The sequence below is a fragment of the Bacillus sp. AY18-3 genome, from assembly GCF_008042305.1.
GTDB classification, from domain to species: domain Bacteria; phylum Bacillota; class Bacilli; order Bacillales; family Bacillaceae_G; genus Bacillus_A; species Bacillus_A wiedmannii.
The window spans coordinates 37,928-55,449 of sequence record NZ_QKQR01000040.1 but is presented as its reverse complement, the minus strand read 5'-3'; the positions used below and the strand labels follow the sequence as shown (position 1 = coordinate 55,449).

Annotated in this window: 12 protein-coding genes; 9 read left to right on the top strand and 3 right to left on the bottom strand. The window is 36.2% G+C overall.

Annotated features, from left to right (window positions below; translation table 11 throughout):
• The first annotated feature begins 12 nt into the window (after positions 1–12).
• The 7 genes from DM800_RS27555 (at position 13) to DM800_RS27525 (ending at position 12,795) form a co-directional block, all read left to right on the top strand.
• The gene (locus DM800_RS27555; RefSeq protein WP_147788067.1) at positions 13–1,629 is read left to right on the top strand and encodes a (2,3-dihydroxybenzoyl)adenylate synthase; all 1,617 of its coding nucleotides are present in this window, start codon (positions 13–15) and stop codon (positions 1,627–1,629) included.
• Between the two features lie 29 nt (positions 1,630–1,658).
• On the top strand, positions 1,659–2,552 hold the full coding sequence (locus DM800_RS27550) for an isochorismatase family protein (RefSeq protein WP_147788066.1): 894 nt from the start codon (positions 1,659–1,661) through the stop codon (positions 2,550–2,552).
• A 33-nt stretch (positions 2,553–2,585) separates the two neighbouring features.
• Complete coding sequence (locus tag DM800_RS27545; RefSeq protein ID WP_147788065.1) at positions 2,586–9,743, top strand: amino acid adenylation domain-containing protein; 7,158 nt, start codon at positions 2,586–2,588, stop codon at positions 9,741–9,743.
• Positions 9,740–9,964 carry an MbtH family protein gene (locus DM800_RS27540; protein ID WP_147788064.1) on the top strand — a complete coding sequence of 75 codons (225 nt, stop codon included), beginning with the start codon at positions 9,740–9,742 and terminating at the stop codon, positions 9,962–9,964. The genes DM800_RS27545 and DM800_RS27540 overlap by 4 nt, the downstream gene beginning before the upstream one ends.
• Complete coding sequence (locus DM800_RS27535) at positions 9,964–11,403, top strand: MDR family MFS transporter (protein WP_147788063.1); 1,440 nt, start codon at positions 9,964–9,966, stop codon at positions 11,401–11,403. The genes DM800_RS27540 and DM800_RS27535 overlap by 1 nt, the downstream gene beginning before the upstream one ends.
• A 64-nt stretch (positions 11,404–11,467) precedes the next feature.
• Positions 11,468–12,217 carry a 4'-phosphopantetheinyl transferase Sfp gene (gene sfp / locus DM800_RS27530; RefSeq protein WP_147788062.1) on the top strand — a complete coding sequence of 250 codons (750 nt, stop codon included), beginning with the start codon at positions 11,468–11,470 and terminating at the stop codon, positions 12,215–12,217.
• A gap of 35 nt (positions 12,218–12,252) precedes the next feature.
• Positions 12,253–12,795 (top strand): cold-shock protein, encoded by a 543-nt coding sequence (locus tag DM800_RS27525; RefSeq protein WP_147788061.1) that lies wholly within the window; start codon positions 12,253–12,255, stop codon positions 12,793–12,795.
• Positions 12,796–12,834: 39 nt separating this feature from the next.
• On the opposite strand, the gene DM800_RS27520 is transcribed toward DM800_RS27525, so the two are convergent.
• Positions 12,835–13,107, bottom strand: coding sequence for an HU family DNA-binding protein (locus DM800_RS27520; RefSeq protein WP_001043960.1), 273 nt, complete (start codon positions 13,105–13,107; stop codon positions 12,835–12,837).
• A 204-nt stretch (positions 13,108–13,311) separates the two neighbouring features.
• Between DM800_RS27520 and DM800_RS27515 the strand changes: the two genes are divergently transcribed.
• Together DM800_RS27515 and DM800_RS27510 are read left to right on the top strand one after the other, a co-directional pair.
• Positions 13,312–14,079, top strand: a complete 768-nt coding sequence (locus DM800_RS27515) for a DUF3891 family protein (RefSeq protein ID WP_060488696.1) — start codon at positions 13,312–13,314, stop codon at positions 14,077–14,079.
• Positions 14,080–14,093: 14 nt separating this feature from the next.
• Positions 14,094–14,618 carry a DinB family protein gene (locus tag DM800_RS27510; protein WP_046955747.1) on the top strand — a complete coding sequence of 175 codons (525 nt, stop codon included), beginning with the start codon at positions 14,094–14,096 and terminating at the stop codon, positions 14,616–14,618.
• A gap of 99 nt (positions 14,619–14,717) precedes the next feature.
• Here the strand turns inward: DM800_RS27510 and DM800_RS27505 are convergent, their stop codons facing one another.
• A complete protein-coding gene (locus tag DM800_RS27505; protein WP_046955748.1) occupies positions 14,718–15,911 on the bottom strand; it encodes a S8 family peptidase in 1,194 nt (397 codons plus the stop codon).
• Between the two features lie 225 nt (positions 15,912–16,136).
• Complete coding sequence (locus tag DM800_RS27500; RefSeq protein WP_000451054.1) at positions 16,137–17,504, bottom strand: alanine/glycine:cation symporter family protein; 1,368 nt, start codon at positions 17,502–17,504, stop codon at positions 16,137–16,139.
• Positions 17,505–17,522 lie beyond the last annotated feature (18 nt).

Here is a 17,522-nt window from a genome sequence, read left to right as displayed (position 1 = left end):
GGGGAAGAAATAATGTTATCAGGTTTCACGGAATGGCCAGAAGAATTTGCAAATCGTTATCGAGAAGAAGGATGTTGGCTTGGAGAAACATTTGGTTCGTTGTTAAGAGAACGTGCTGAAAAGTATGGAGATGAAATTGTAGTTGTAAGTGGTAATATGCATATGACGTATAGTGAGCTTGATAAAAAAGTAGATTGCTTAGCTTCAGGTTTACTGAATTTAGGAATAAAGAAAGAGGACCGGGTTGTAATCCAGTTACCCAACATTATCGAGTTTTTCGAAATATGCTTTGCGCTATTTCGAATTGGAGCACTTCCTGTTTTTGCACTACCTTCACATCGAAGCAGTGAAATTAGTTATTTTTGTGAGTTTGGTGAGGCGAGTGCTTACGTTATTTCAGATAAGGCTCTCGGCTTTGATTATCGAAAACTAGCAAGAGAAGTGAAAGAGAAAGTACCAACTTTACAACATGTAATTGTAGTGGGAGAAGAAGAAGAGTTTGTGAACATAAGTGATCTGTATATAGATCCCGTTCCATTACCAGAAGTTCAGCCAAGTGATGTTGCGTTTCTCCAATTATCAGGAGGGACAACAGGACTTTCTAAATTAATTCCTAGAACACACGATGACTATATTTATAGTTTACGTGTTAGCGCTGAAATTTGTAATTTAAATGCAGAAAGTGTCTATATGGCAGTTCTTCCAGTAGCACACAATTACCCGATGAGTTCTCCAGGGACATTTGGAACTTTCTATGCGGGTGGAAAAGTAGTGTTAGCAACTGGAGGGAGTCCAGATGAGGCATTTGCTCTTATAGAAAAAGAAAAAGTAACGATTACAGCGCTCGTTCCACCATTAGCAATGATTTGGCTTGATGCTGCATCTTCCCGTAATAACGATTTATCGAGCCTAGAAGTGATTCAAGTAGGTGGTGCGAAATTTAGTGCCGAAGTTGCAAAGCGTATTCGCCCTACATTTGGATGTACGTTACAGCAAGTGTTTGGTATGGCAGAAGGGTTAGTAAATTACACGAGATTAAATGATCCGGAAGAAATCATTATTCATACACAAGGTAGACCGATGTCTACATTCGATGAAGTACGGGTTGTTGATGAAAATGATAACGATGTAAAACCTGGTGAAGTAGGTAGTTTATTAACAAGAGGGCCCTATACAATTCGTGGCTATTATAAAGCAGAAGAGCATAATGCACGATCATTTACAAAGGATGGATTTTATCGCACAGGTGATCTTGTAAAAGTAAATGAACAAGGTTACATCATTGTAGAAGGAAGAGATAAAGATCAAATTAACCGTGGTGGCGAGAAAGTTGCTGCGGAAGAAGTTGAAAATCATTTATTAGCACATGATGCAGTACATGATGTAGCCATCGTATCAATGCCTGATGATTATTTAGGAGAACGTACTTGTGCGTTTGTAATAGCTCGTGGACAAGCTCCGACAGTAAGTGAATTAAAAATGTTTTTAAGAGAACGGGGTATAGCGGCTTATAAGATTCCAGATCGAATTGAATTTATTGATTCATTCCCGCAAACAGGTGTTGGAAAGGTAAGCAAAAAAGAGTTACGTAAAGTCATTACGGAAAAACTTATTACGGTAAAGCGATAAAAAAATAAAAATTGGAAGGAAGTGATTAGATGGCTATCCCATCTATTTCAGTATACAAAATGCCAGTTGAATCAGAACTACCAAAAAATAAAGTGAACTGGACGCCAGATCCGAAACGTGCGGTTCTTTTAATCCATGACATGCAAGAATATTTTCTTGATGCATATAGCGATAAAGAATCACCAAAAGTAGAACTCATTTCAAATATTAAGGTGATAAGAGAAAAATGTAAGGAACTTGGTATACCAGTTGTTTATACTGCACAACCAGGTGGACAAACGTTAGAACAACGTGGATTATTACAAGACTTCTGGGGTGACGGTATTCCTGCTGGACCAGATAAAAAGAAAATTGTCGATGAACTTACTCCTAATGAAGATGATATATTCTTAACAAAATGGAGATATAGTGCATTTAAAAAGACAAATCTATTAGAAATTTTAAATGAACAGGGAAGAGATCAACTTATTATTTGCGGTATTTATGCGCATATCGGCTGCCTTTTAACAGCTTGCGAAGCATTTATGGATAGTATAGAACCATTTTTTGTAGCAGATGCAGTTGCTGATTTTTCAATAGACCATCATAAACAAGCATTGGAGTATGCATCTAATAGATGTGCAGTAACGACATCAACAAACTTACTGTTAAAAGATTTACAAAGTGTAAAAAGTGATGAGAGTGAAGGAATCACTTTACAGGAAGTGCATGAACTAGTTGCACAACTACTTCGTGAGCCAGTAGAGAGTATTGATATTGATGAGGACTTACTAAATAGAGGACTTGATTCGGTCAGAATTATGAGTTTAGTAGAGATGTGGCGTCGCGAAGGGAAAGAAATAACTTTTGCAGATTTAGCAGAACGTCCAACTGTTTCCTATTGGTACAGTTTACTATCTTCACAGACAGCACAGGTGCTGTAACAAATAGACTACATAATAAAGGGGTAGTAAAGAATGCCTAATAGTCAAAAGGTTCGTCATTCGTTATCATCTGCGCAGACTGGTATGTGGTTTGCACAGCAATTAGATCCGCTTAATCCGATTTATAATACTGGGGAATATGTTGAAATAAACGGAAATATTAATCAAGAAATTTTCGAATTAGCAGTACGTAAAGTTGTAACAGAAGCAGAAGCACTACATGTTCGCTTCGAAGAGGATGAAATTGGTCCATGGCAAGTTATTGAAGAATTACAGTTTCATATGCATTTTATTGACGTTCGTAAAGAAGAAAATCCTGAAGAAGCTGCTAAAGTATGGATGAAAAATGATTTATCTATGCCAGTCGATTTGAAAAGAGATACTTTATTTACTGAAGCACTTATTCAAGTTGAAAATAATCGTTTCATTTGGTATCAGCGCATCCATCACATTGTGATGGATGGCTATGGATTTTCACTTCTAAGCCAAAAGGTAGCGAAAGAGTATACATCACTTATAGAAGAAACAAGAAAGAATGAAAAGCCATTTGGTTCTCTTGCAAAAATTGTACAAGAAGATATGGAGTATCGTGAGTCTAAACAATTTCAGGAAGATCGTACTTTTTGGTTAGAAAAGTTTGCAGATGAACCGGATGTCATAAGTTTAGCAGAACGAGCGCCGAGAACATCAAATGGATTTTTACGAGAAACAGCTTATTTATCCAGTTCTAGCACGAAAACTTTACTAGAAGATATCAATGTTTCTTTAACAAATTGGCCGGAATTTATTGTAGCTGTAACAAGTATTTACATGCATAAATTAACAGGTGCAAATGATATTGTTTTAGGTTTACCAATGATGGGGCGTCTCGGTTCTGCATCTATTTATACACCGAGCATGGTAATGAATTTAGTACCACTTCGTATTACAGTAACTCCAAATATAACTCTTGCGGAATGCATACAGCAAGTTTCTAAAGAGATTCGAGAAGTACGTCGTCATCATAAATATCGTCATGAGGAATTAAGAAGAGACTTAAAGTTACTAGGTGAAAATCAAAGGTTATTCGGGCCGTTAGTGAATGTGATGCCTTTTGATTATGGGCTTAATTTTGCTGGGAATCGTGGTATTACACATAATTTATCAGCAGGACCAGTCGATGATTTATCGATAAATGTATATAAACGTTTTGATCAAAATGAGCTAATGATTCATTTTGATGCGAATCCGTTAGTATATAGTGATACGGAACTAGCATTGCATAAAGAGAGATTTATGAATGTATTAGAATTAGTGATAAATGATTATCAAAAAGACGTGTCGATTGGAAATATAAACATTACTCTTCCAGAAGAAAATCATAAAGTTTTATTCGAATGGAATGAAACTAAGGAAGCTGAGGATTTAATCACTCTACCTTTATTATTTGAAAAACAAGTACAAAAAAATCCAAATAAAATAGCGGTTACGTGTAACGGAGTAGACCTTACGTATAAAGAGCTAAATGAACGGGCGAATGAACTAGCGCACTATTTAGTAGAAGAAGGAATAGGGCCAAATCAGTCTGTAGCTTTAGTATTTCCAAGGTCAATAGAAATGGTAGTTAGTATGCTAGCAGTTTTAAAGGCTGGTGCAGCGTATTTACCGATAGATCCAGAATATCCAGCTGAGCGAATAAATTATATAGTAAATGATGCAAAACCAATTTATATCATCACACATTCATCTGTTTCATCTACTTTAGTTATAGAAAATGATATAAAAAAAATCGAATTAGATCGAGAAGAAACAGAACTAGCATTAAAAGCATATTCTCATAGGAATCTACCATTTAGAAATGATGATTCATTTTTAAAGCCTGCGTATACAATTTACACTTCAGGCTCAACCGGAAATCCAAAAGGTGTAATTGTTCCTATGAAAGCTTTAAGTAACTTTCTATTGGCTATGGACGATATGTTTTCACTAAATAAGAACGATCATTTAGTAGCAGTTACAACATTTGCGTTTGATATTTCTGCTCTAGAGATTTATTTACCTCTTATTAGTGGTGCAAGTTTAACAATTGCACAAAAAGAGGTAATTCAAGAGCCTTCTGCGTTAACGGCACTGTTACAAGAAGAAAGAGTGACAGTTATGCAAGCTACACCGACGTTATGGCAGGCGTTAGTAACTGAATATCCAGAAAGGCTACAAGGGCTAAATGTGCTCGTTGGTGGTGAAGCTCTTCCAGCCCATTTAGCAAATATATTAAAAGAATTAGGTTGCTCTATTACAAACTTATATGGACCAACTGAAACGACTATTTGGTCTACTGTCATGAACATTGATGAAAATGAAATTGGTATACCTCCTATTGGAAAGCCAATTTGGAGTACAGACGTGTATGTATTAGATGCAGGTTTACAACCAGTACCACCTGGATTAATTGGTGAATTATATATTGCAGGGGAAGGGCTTGCGAACGGATATTTAGGAAAACCAGAGTTAACGGCTGAACGGTTTGTTGCAGATCCTTATGGAAAACCAGGGAAGCGCATGTACCGCACAGGTGATCTTGTGAAATGGCGTAATGATGGTGTGTTAGAGTACATGAGCCGCGCAGATCATCAAATTAAAATTCGTGGTTTCCGAATTGAATTAGCTGAAATTGAAATGGTATTACAACGACATGAATATATTCAACAAGCGGTAGTAATGGTACGGGAAGATCGCCCAAATGATAAACGAATCATTGCGTATATCGTTGCCGAAGGGAATGAAGGGATTAACCTTTCAGAAATTCGTTCTTATGTTTCAGAAAGTTTAGCGAATTATATGGTGCCATCGGCATTTGTTGTGCTAGAAGAATTACCATTAACGCCAAATGGTAAGGTTGATAGAAAGAAATTACCTGCTCCTGATTTTAATGAAATGAACAAGGAGAGAGTTGCTAGAAATCCGAAAGAAGAAATATTATGTGATTTATTTGCAGAAGTACTTGGTGTTTCTCGCATTAGCATTGATGATAATTTCTTTGAAATGGGTGGCCATTCGCTTCTTGCATCTCGTCTAATGGCAAGAATTCGTGAAACGTTAAGTGTTGAATTAGGAATAGGAAAACTATTCGAATCGCCAACTGTTGCTGAACTGGCGAAACAATTGGATCAAGCAAAAACTGCAAGACCAGCTATTAAGAAAGTAAGTAGACCAAATGAAGTTCCACTTTCATTTGCACAGCGCAGGTTATGGTTCTTAAATTGTTTAGAAGGTCCAAGTCCTACTTATAATATTCCATTAGTCGTTCGTATTTCTGGAAAGTTGAACGAGGAAGCATTGCAAGGTGCCTTTTATGATGTAGTTGAGAAACATGAAACGCTTAGAACGATTTTCCCTAACGTATTAGGTAGTTCCTATCAGAAAATTTTAGATATGGAAAATTTAAATCTAGAAATGATAATAACAAAAACATGTAAAGATGAGTTAGAAAATGTGCTTGTAGAGGCGGTAAGATATAGTTTTAACCTTGATGTTGAACCAGCAGTTCGTCTGCAACTATTTACAGTGAATGAAAACGAACATGTATTACTAATTCTATTGCACCATATTGTAGGGGATGGCTGGTCATTACAACCGTTAACGAGAGATTTTACAGCGTCATATAAAGCACGATGTCAAAGTAACAGAGTTCAGCTAGAGACACTTCCAGTTCAATACGCAGATTATGCACTTTGGCAACAACAACTGCTCGGTAATGAAACTACACCAGAAAGTCTTATTTCAACACAATTAGATTTTTGGAAGAAAGAGTTAGAAGGTTTACCAGATAAAATAGAGTTACCTACAGATTACCAGCGTCCAATTGAAATGAGTTATCACGGAGAAACAATTCATTTTCAAATAGATGCGGGTATGCATAGTAGGTTAGTAGAGCTTGCACGGAAAAACGGAGTTAGTTTGTTTATGGTGTTGCAAGCAGGACTTAGTGCGCTATTTACAAGATTAGGTGCAGGTACTGATATACCAATTGGTAGTCCGATTGCTGGAAGAAATGAAGATGCACTCTCTGACATAGTCGGTTTATTTGTAAATACATTAGTGTTACGTACAAATACATCAGGAGATCCAAGCTTTAAAGAATTATTGAATAGAGTGAAGCAATCAAATCTTGCAGCTTATGAAAATCAAGATGTTCCATTTGAACGTCTCGTTGAAGTGTTAAATCCAGTACGTACTCGAAATAGTCATCCGCTGTTTCAAGTTATGTTAGCTTTCCAAAATACGCCAGAAGCAACGTTTGATGCTCCGGATATAGAAGCGAACCTTGAAATCCAAAGTGTTGGTTCTGCGAAATTTGATCTAACATTTGAAATTAGCGAGGGTAACGGAGTTGATGGTACGCCAGACGGCTTAAATGGGTTACTAGAATTTAGTACGGATTTATATACACGTGAAACAGTTCAAAAATTAGTTGAACGATTTATTTTGTTATTAGATGATGCAGCGAAACATCCGGACCAATCAATTGGCACATTAGAAATATTAACTTTAGCAGAGAAAAATACAGTGTTAGAAAAGTGGAATGGTGGTTTTCAAATTGTACCAGAAATGACATTGCCACAATTATTTGAAAAGCAGGCTCATATAAATCCAAATTCTATTGCTGTCGTCTTTGAAGATGAAAAGTTAACTTATGAAGAGTTGAATAAAAAAGCGAATAAAATAGCTCGATTGCTAATAGCAAATGGAGTAGGCCCTGATCAACTCGTTGCTTTAGCGATGCCGAGATCTTTAAATATGGTTGTAAGCTTACTAGCTGTTCTGAAAGCTGGTGCGGGATACCTTCCGTTAGATCCGGATTATCCGTCAGATCGTATTTTATTTATGCTCCACGATGCGAAACCATCATGTGTTTTAACAAATTCAGATGTGGAAATTGAATGTGATGAGGAACTGAAAATTTTAGTTGATGATGTGAAAGTAATAGGGGAAATTGAGAAATATAGTGAAGACAATATTGATGAAATGGAGCGCATGAAGCAGTTATCTCCTTCGCACATTGCGTATGTTATTTATACATCAGGCTCAACTGGTAGACCGAAAGGCGTTATGATACCTCATCAAAATGTAGTAAGACTTTTAGGAGCAACTGATCATTGGTTCCAATTTGACGAGAACGATGTATGGACAATGTTTCATTCATATGCTTTTGATTTCTCGGTTTGGGAAATTTGGGGACCTTTATTATATGGTGGGCGTTTAGTCGTAGTACCACATACTGTAAGTCGCTCGCCGAAAGAATTTTTACAACTTCTTGTTAAAGAAAAGGTAACTGTTTTAAACCAAACTCCATCAGCGTTCTATCAATTGATGCAAGCAGATCGTGAAAATGAAGAAATTGGCCAAAAATTATCTTTACGATATGTTGTTTTTGGAGGAGAAGCACTTGAGCTAAGTCGATTAGAAGATTGGTATTGTCGACATTCTCATAACGCACCAAAACTTATTAATATGTACGGTATTACGGAGACGACAGTACATGTTAGTTATATTGAATTAGATGAAACAATCGTCTCTTTACGAGCAAACAGTTTAATTGGGTGTAGTATACCTGATCTTAAAGTGTATGTGTTAGACAACTATTTACAACCGGTGCCACCTGGAGTAGTTGGAGAAATGTATGTTGCAGGTGCAGGGCTTGCTCGTGGATATTTAGGAAGAGCAGGCTTAACAGCAGAACGTTTTATTGCAGATCCATTTGGTAAGCCAGGTACAAGAATGTATCGTACTGGGGACTTAGCACGTTGGCGTCAAGATGGGACGCTAGATTATATAGGACGTGCAGATCATCAAATAAAAATTCGTGGATTCCGAATTGAATTAGGGGAAATAGAAGCGGTAATAATGAAACATCCTAAAGTTGAGCAAGTAGCCGTTATTGTACGGGAAGATCAACCAGGGGATAAACGGTTAGTTTCTTATATCGTCGCATCAAATAATGAAATGATTGATACGAATGAAATGCGTAAGTATGCTGGAGGTAGTTTACCAGATTACATGGTTCCATACGCTTTTGTAGTAGTAAATGAGTTGCCTTTAACTCCAAACGGTAAATTAGATAGAAAGGCATTGCCGGCTCCAGAATTTATCGTATCATCTTCTAGTCGTGGACCAAGAACACCGCAAGAAGAAATGTTATGTGACTTGTTTACAGAAATTTTAAGTGTGCCGCAAATTGGAATTGATGACGGATTCTTTGATCTAGGTGGCCATTCACTTCTTGCAGTGCAGCTTATGAGTCGTATTAAAGAAGCACTTGGGATCGAACTAAATATCGGAACTTTATTTGCAGCACCTACTGTTGCGGGTCTTGCTGAAAGACTTGAAGTGGGAAATGGACAAAGTGCACTTGATGTGTTGCTTCCATTACGAGCAAGCGGAGACCAATTACCACTATTTTGTGTACACCCAGCAGGTGGATTAAGTTGGTGCTATGCAGGACTTATGAAATCTTTAGGAACAGATTATCCAATCTACGGTGTCCAAGCACGTGGTATTGCTAAAAATGAAGAACTTCCAAAAAGTTTAGAGGAGATGGCGGCGGATTATTTAAAACACGTTCGTGAAGTACAGCCTCACGGACCATATCGTTTACTCGGTTGGTCGCTCGGAGGAAATGTTGTGCATGCAATGGCGGCGCAACTGCAAAATGAAGGGGAAGAAGTAGAATTACTCGTTATGCTGGATTCTTATCCAGGTCACTTCTTACCGAATACGGAAGCACCTACTGAAGAAGAAGCGTTAATCGCATTACTTGCTTTAGGTGGATACGATCCAGATAACATGGATGGTAAACCACTTACGATGGAAAGTGCAGTAGAAATACTTCGTAAAGATGGAAGTGCATTAGCAAGTCTTGAAGAAGAGACGATTTTAAATTTGAAAGAAACATATGTAAATTCGGTAGGATTGTTAGGGAAATATGTACCGAAAGTTTATAACGGAGATATTTTATTCTTTAGATCTACTGTTATACCAGACTGGTTTGATCCTATCTCACCAAATACGTGGCTAAATTATTTAAAGGGGCAAATTGTGCAACACGATATTGATTGTAGACATAAAGATTTATGTCAACCAGGACCACTTACAGAGATTGGACAAGTATTAGCGAAATATTTGCAGGATAAGAAAGGGGTAAGTACAGTATGACGAATCCGTTTGAAAATGATAATTACACATATAAAGTACTAAAAAATGAGGAGGGCCAGTATTCTCTCTGGCCTGTCTTTCTTGATGTACCTATTGGTTGGAATGTCGTGCATGAAGAGGCTAGTAGGAATGATTGTTTAAAATATGTTGAAAATAATTGGGAAGATTTGAATCCGAAAAGTAATCAAGTGGGCGAAAAAATATTAGTAGGAAAACGATAATGAAGGCAAAAATAAATCCAAAAGTAGTTGTAAGCATCGTATATATAACAGCGATGTTTATGGCTGCGATGGATGCAACGATTGTGAATGTAGCACTCCAAACGATAAGTAAAGAACTACAAGTGCCTCCATCTGCAATGGGGACGGTTAATGTTGGGTATTTAGTTAGCTTAGCTGTTTTTCTTCCGATTTCTGGTTGGTTAGGAGATCGCTTCGGTACGAAAAGAGTATTTCTAACCGCTCTTTTCGTATTTACAACTGCGTCTGCATTATGTGGAATAGCGAATGATATTACTTCATTGAATCTTTTTCGCATCATGCAAGGTGCTGGCGGGGGGCTTTTAACACCAGTTGGGATGGCGATGTTATTCCGAACATTTTCACCAGAGGAAAGGCCGAAAATTTCACGGTTTATTGTGTTGCCAATTGCTGTAGCACCGGCAGTAGGACCAATTATTGGCGGTTTTTTTGTAGATCAAATGTCTTGGCGCTGGGCATTTTATATTAATTTACCGTTCGGAATCGTAGCATTACTATTCGGTCTACTATTTTTAAAAGAGCATATTGAAAAATCAGCTGGTCGCTTTGATTCTCTCGGTTTTGTTCTTTCAGCACCAGGATTCGCGATGCTTATCTATGCACTTAATCAAGGGCCGTCAAAAGGCTGGGCTTCAGAGATTATAAGTACTGGAATAACTGGGATTGTATTCATTACATTGTTTATCATTGTAGAACTTAGAGTAAAGCAACCGATGTTAGATTTACGCTTATTAAAAGAACCAGTCTTTAGAAAAATGAGTCTTATTTCATTGTTTTCATCCGCTGGTTTACTAGGAATGTTATTTGTTTTTCCACTTATGTATCAAAATGTAATAGGGGTTTCCGCATTGGAATCAGGTCTTACGACATTCCCAGAGGCGATTGGGTTAATGATATCGTCACAGATTGTGCCATGGTCATATAAGAAACTAGGAGCTCGAAAGGTAATTTCTATTGGATTAATTTGTACGGCGATTATCTTTGTTTTATTAAGTTTTGTAAATCACGATACGAACCCATGGCAAATTCGGGCATTATTGTTTGGTATCGGTATTTTCTTAGGTCAGTCTGTTGGAGCAGTTCAATTTTCTGCATTTAATAATATCACGCCACCTTCTATGGGGAGAGCTACGACTATATTTAATGTGCAAAATCGATTAGGTTCAGCGATAGGAGTTGCAGTTTTAGCTAGTATACTAGCCGGTTTTGGAAATAATAGTGTACAAAATAATGCTCAGTCAGATTTCTTACCATATCAAGCTGCGTTAATTGGATCAGCAATATTTTTACTCGTAGCATTACTATTTTCTTTACGTATTTCTGATAAAGAGGTAATGGCAAAGAAGAAGAAAAAGCCGTTACCTATATTACAAAAAGAAAAAGAAGTTGTAAACGAATAAGTTATAGAATAATAATAATCTTTTGAAATAAAATGATATTGTTTTTTAGAAGGAGAGAGTTTACATGATAGAGAGTAAAGTTGTAGATTCTGTACCAACTCTTAATGAGAATAGTTGTCAAATATGGTGGGCAAGAATTTCAGATTTACAATCATGGCATTACAATTTACTAAATGATGTTGAACGAGAGAAAGCAAATTCATATCATCATTCGGCAGATCGTGCACGATTTATAATAGGTTGTGTAATTAGTAGATTAGTTCTTGGAAAGATCCTTTCTATGTCGCCAGTTCAAGTACCGATTAATCGAATGTGCCCTGTATGTAAGTTACAACATGGTAGACCACAATTACCAGAAGGAATGCCGCAAATATCTGTTTCACATTCGGGTGAGTGGGTTGTTGTTGCATTTACAAAGTCTGCACCTGTAGGCGTTGATATTGAACAAATGAATCCAAATGTAGATGTTATGAAAATGGCAGAGGGCGTATTAACAGACATTGAAATAGCACAAGTTATGAAGTTACCTAATGAACAGAAAATAGAAGGTTTTTTAACATATTGGACTCGAAAAGAAGCGGTACTAAAAGCGACAGGTGAAGGACTAATGATTTCACCAGTAGGTATTACTGTATCAGCTCCAAATGATCCTCCAAATTTGTTAGTTTTTAAGGATAGGCAAGAGTTAGTAGAAAATACAATGATGGAGAATATAAGGCCAAGTGCAGATTATATGGCTTCAATTGCAATATTTAGTAAAGAAGTAACTGAAATTACACAGTTAGACGCAGTAGCGCTTTTAAATTATAAATAAGTTAAATAAAAAATCTTATAGAAGAGGTGTTCCTCATGTTAGTAGCGGAAAATAGAACAAATGAATTCACTTATAATGTACAAGCAATTAAAAATATTTTATTTTCTGGAGATACATCATCTATTCATGCTTTAGAAAAGCTTTTGAATGATACAGTTCAGTTTGAAATTCTCGAACAAGAGGTACTTGATAGACAGTACATCCCGAAAGAAGCAAAGAATTTCTTTGATAAAAACGGAACATTTCTTTACCGTGTATCCAATGTTAGTTATAAAGGAAAAGTGTTATCTGAGAATCTAATTTTTGCGGACACTTCGTTTTTACCAAATACAATTAAGAGTGAATTAGAGAGTGGAAATATTCCAGTTGAAAAACTTATAGAAAAGATGGAAGTAAGAAGAAACGTATTATACGAAGGATATCAGCCATGTGGGAATATTATTGAATTGTTTGATGGATGCTCTGTTACGGCGAATGTGTATCCAACTAGAAAATATCAAATTGTAAGTAATTGCAAATGCATATTTTATATTTGTGAAGTATATCATGCAGAGAATATAAAAAATCTGCTTAAATAGAAAATAAGAAACCAGCCTATAAAATGGCTGGTTTCTTATTTATTTCACAGCTTCTTTTAACTCTTTACCAGCTTTAAATGCTGGAACTTTACCAGCAGCGATTTGAATTTCTTCGCCAGTTTGTGGATTACGTCCTGTACGAGCAGATCTTTCGCGCACTTCAAAAGTTCCAAAGCCGATTAATTGAACTTTATCGCCAGATTGTAATGCAGTAGCAATTGTGTCAAATACGGATTGTACCGCTGCAGAAGCTTCCTTTTGAGAAATATCAGCGGATTGTGCCACGTTTTTAACTAATTCTGTTTTGTTCATGTTTTCACCTCATAAAAAGTTTTTTAGAATGAATGTTTTAGTATAATGGATAGTATAGAGAAAGCTATTTATATGGTTAGAAAGAATACTATATAGTTATGTTAATTTCGTTGTCAGAGACTGAATCCCTGCTAATAATTAGGGATTAATTAAGAATTGATGTATAGAAAATGCTGTAATATGAGGATGAGGGGGAGTATATGAATGATTTTTCGTGAAAAAAATGAGAATGAAAGTATATTAATTCGTCAACATGATCATGGTTTTTTAGCTGGAGAGATTGCAAAGCATATAAAAGAAGATTTTTTTGAAGATGAAACATACTTAAAAGAGACAATTGATGCAATATATGAGCATGATAGAGGATGGATAGAACTTGATAAAGTACCAATTTTGAATGATGCTAAAAATATTCCATATACATTTATGGATTGTCCAAGTTCATTGCGTTTTGTTTTTTATACGATTGGTTTGAATGAAATTGAAGATTCGAATCCATACGGAGCATTACTTTGTAGTAAACATTTTTTATCATTTTCATTAAATGACGAAGACGAAGAAATGATGTCTTTTTATAAACATGAATTGAAACGACAAAAAAGAATTTTGAAAACGTTAACGAAAGAACAATTTGCGATGTTCGATAAACATTACAGATTATTAAAGTTTTGCGATGAACTTTCTTTATATGTGTGTATGAATAAACCTGGCGTAGAAAAGGAAGATGAAATTGATTTGTTTAAAGGTGGTTTTGAAGGAACGGAAATGTTTAATAGTAAGGTGGAGAAACCTATTCAAGCTGAATGGGTGGACGAGGAAACAATACGGATTACACCGTTTCCATTTCAAACGGAATTTCATACGTATGTAAAATATAAAACTATAAATAAACATGTAGTTGAAGAAAAAGGGATTGCAAAAGCTGATAGAGAATCGGAAATGGAGAAACAAAACATTCGTTTCGTACAATAAGGAGGCGATTTAGATTGAAAGAGTACATGTTAAAACAGTTTGATTACCATGATTGGGCTAATACGCGATTATTCAATCGATTAAAAGAGTTACCAAGCTATGAGACAATCTTTAGCGAAAAGATACAGAGTGTATTTCCATCAATTAAGGATACTTTTGCGCATATTTATATTACAGATCAAGTGTGGTTACACATATTGCATGGTAAAAGTATGAATGAAGCAATACAAGACCGAGAAAATTTACGAAAACAAATCGAAACTAAATCGTTACATGAATTAGAAAAAATGTTTAAAAACATGGCAAATCAATATAAAGACTTTTTAATTACAATACAAGACGTGAATGCTGTATTTGTTATCGAAAATCCATATGCAGGGAAATTAGAAACTTCAATTTTAGAGTTAGTACAACATGTCGTAAATCATGGTACATATCATAGAGGAAATATAACAGCGATGATCCGTCAACTCGGTCATTCGTCGACAATGACGGATTTTGTACTGTATTTACATATGGTGCAGAAGGAGGGGGAGTAATATAGTTTGTAAGAAGGAGAGCCTTTAATTGTAAAAGTCTCTCCTTCTATTTTATCCCGTACTAATGGCAGATCACTGATTAAAGTTTTACATTATTTCTTAAGAGGCTTTATTTTCTTGTAATTGTTTAGCATATTGTATAGCTTTATATGCATTGACTCTACCATTTTTCCAATACGTACCTGTACCACTAATTTTATCAGACGTTGACTCAATAATTTGGCGGATTTGTGTATTGCTATATCCTTGATTTGCTAAAAGAGCAGCGACTCCTGCAACATGAGGTGTTGCCATAGATGTACCACTTAATGATTGATACGTGCTTCCTTTATATGTGGAATATATATTTGAACCTGGTGCTGCAACATCTACCCAGTTACCATAAGTAGAAAATGAAGATTTTCTATCTGATTGATCTGTAGAAGCAACTGCAATCACCTCGTTGTAATAAGCAGGATAATTAGCTTTTGTATTTCCAGCATTTCCAGCAGCTGAAACAATAACAGAGCCTTTATTCCATGCATATTGAACGGCTTGTTGTAAAGCAGTCCCACCATTTGGAGCGCCTAAGCTTAAGCTAATTACTTTTGCACCTGAATCAGCAGCTTCTCTAATCCCTTGCGCTACAGCATCAAGAGTACCACTTCCTTGATTATCTAATACGCGGACGGCATAAATTGAAGTTTGTGGGGCAACACCAGCAATTCCAACACTATTATTCGTAAGTGCTCCAGTAATTCCAGCGCAATGCGTACCATGACCATTACCATCATCAGATGTATTGTCGTTGTCAACATAATCATGTCCGTAAATTACTTTCGAAGCTAAATCAGGGTGTGAACCTTGAACTCCTGTATCAATAATAGCTACTTTTACACCAGGATCACTTCGTTGACTATCCCAAGCTTGTGGAGCTTGAATTTTTTGCAATCCATATTGATTTTTAAAATATGGGTCGTTCGGAGTCCAAAAGGCGTGAACGTAATAATTCGGTTCTGCATATTCCACATCTGGATTATTTTTATAACTTTTTATTTTTTCTTTGACAGTACCTTTTGAAAATTGAACGACTTCAAAACCTAACGTATCATCTTTAGATAAAACGTTAGCACCGACAGATTTGTGAAAAGATTGAACATTACTTAAAGAGGCATTTTGTTTGAACTTAACGATTAATTGGTTAGGGACGTAATCAGTAGATGATGTTTCAGCACTTGAAGTATTTGTGTTAAAAAAGAAACCACCAATAATAAATGATAAAACAGATAGGAAAACAATGATTTTGTTTTTCAAAAGATTTTTCCTCCCTTTTCTTGGATGAGTTTTTCGGCGACACTTTAATGTCACATTCCTTTTCAACTATATAGTTAGACCATACGATTTATGTCATTTATGTGAAAAACTTTTAGTGGAATAAAAAAGGGAAAGATCGATATAAATATATTTTTCATGACATTTACTGAGTTAGAAAACGAAAAAAGGAATGCTCATTATGTATGAGTCATTCCTTTTTTTATATTAACTTGCCTGTTTTTTATGACTTTCTTTCAATTTCTCTGCTTGTAAAAAGCGATTCGTTTCAGCAACAACAATACCACTTAACCCAATAAGGCCAATTAAGTTTGGAATCGCCATAAGTCCATTTGCAATATCAGCAAATGTCCATACGATACCTAGTTTTAAATTAGCCCCAATAGCAATCATGACAATAAAGATCGCTTTATAATATTTAACAGCACCTTCTCCAAATAAATAAGCCACGCACTTCTCGCCGTAATACGACCATCCTAAAATAGTAGAGTAGGCAAATAATATAATTGCGATACCAAGAATCATACTACCAGCAGTGCCAAATACAGATTGGAACGCAAGTGTTGTCGCTTCAACGCCAGTTTTACCTGATTTCCATGCACCTGTAGTAATTAATACTAGCCCTGTAATGGTACATACAATAAACGTATCTAGAAAAGTACCAGTCATAGAAACTAAAGCTTGCTTTGCAGGTGAATCAGTTTTTGCGGCAGCTGCAGCAATAGGGGCACTCCCTAAACCAGCTTCGTTTGCAAATACACCGCGCGCCATTCCGATTTGAATTGCAGATGCAATTGTTGCGCCAATAAAACCACCAGCAGCTGCAGTCCCATTGAATGCGCCAGAAAAAATAAGTGAGAATGCTTCTGGAATTTGATCGTAGTGATAGAAAATAATAATAAGCCCAGCAATGATATAAAAGAAAGCTTTAATAGGAACGATATATCCTGTCACTTTCCCGATTTTTTTCACACCGCCTAAAATAACAATGGCGATTAAAAACGACATAAATATACCAGTTAAAGCAGGAGGGAAAGAGAAATTAATTCGCATTGCCTCTGCAACTGAGTTAGATTGCACCATATTACCGATACCGAAAGAAGCAGTTGTGCCGAATATAGCGAATAAAACAGCAAGCCATTTCTTACCTAAACCACGTTCTAAATAGTACATTGGTCCACCTGAATATTCACCATTTTCATTACTAACACGGTATTTCACCGCAAGAATTGCTTCGGCATACTTTGTTGCCATACCGAACAAAGCAGTAATCCACATCCAAAAGATTGCACCGGGTCCACCGATCGTTACAGCAGTTGCAACACCGGCTATATTCCCCATACCTATCGTTGCCGCCATAGCTGTCATAAGTGCTTGGAAGTGGCTAATATCTCCAGAGGAAGATGTATCTTCTGATTTTTTAAAAGCTAGTTTGTGAGCGTATAATAGTTTACTAAACTGTAATCCTTTTAAACGCACTGTGAGAATGATACCAGTACCAACGAGTAACAACAACGTTGGTAATCCCCACACATAGTGATTGATTTGTTCTAATACTGTACTTACTGTCTCCATCTGTATTCTCCTTTTTAT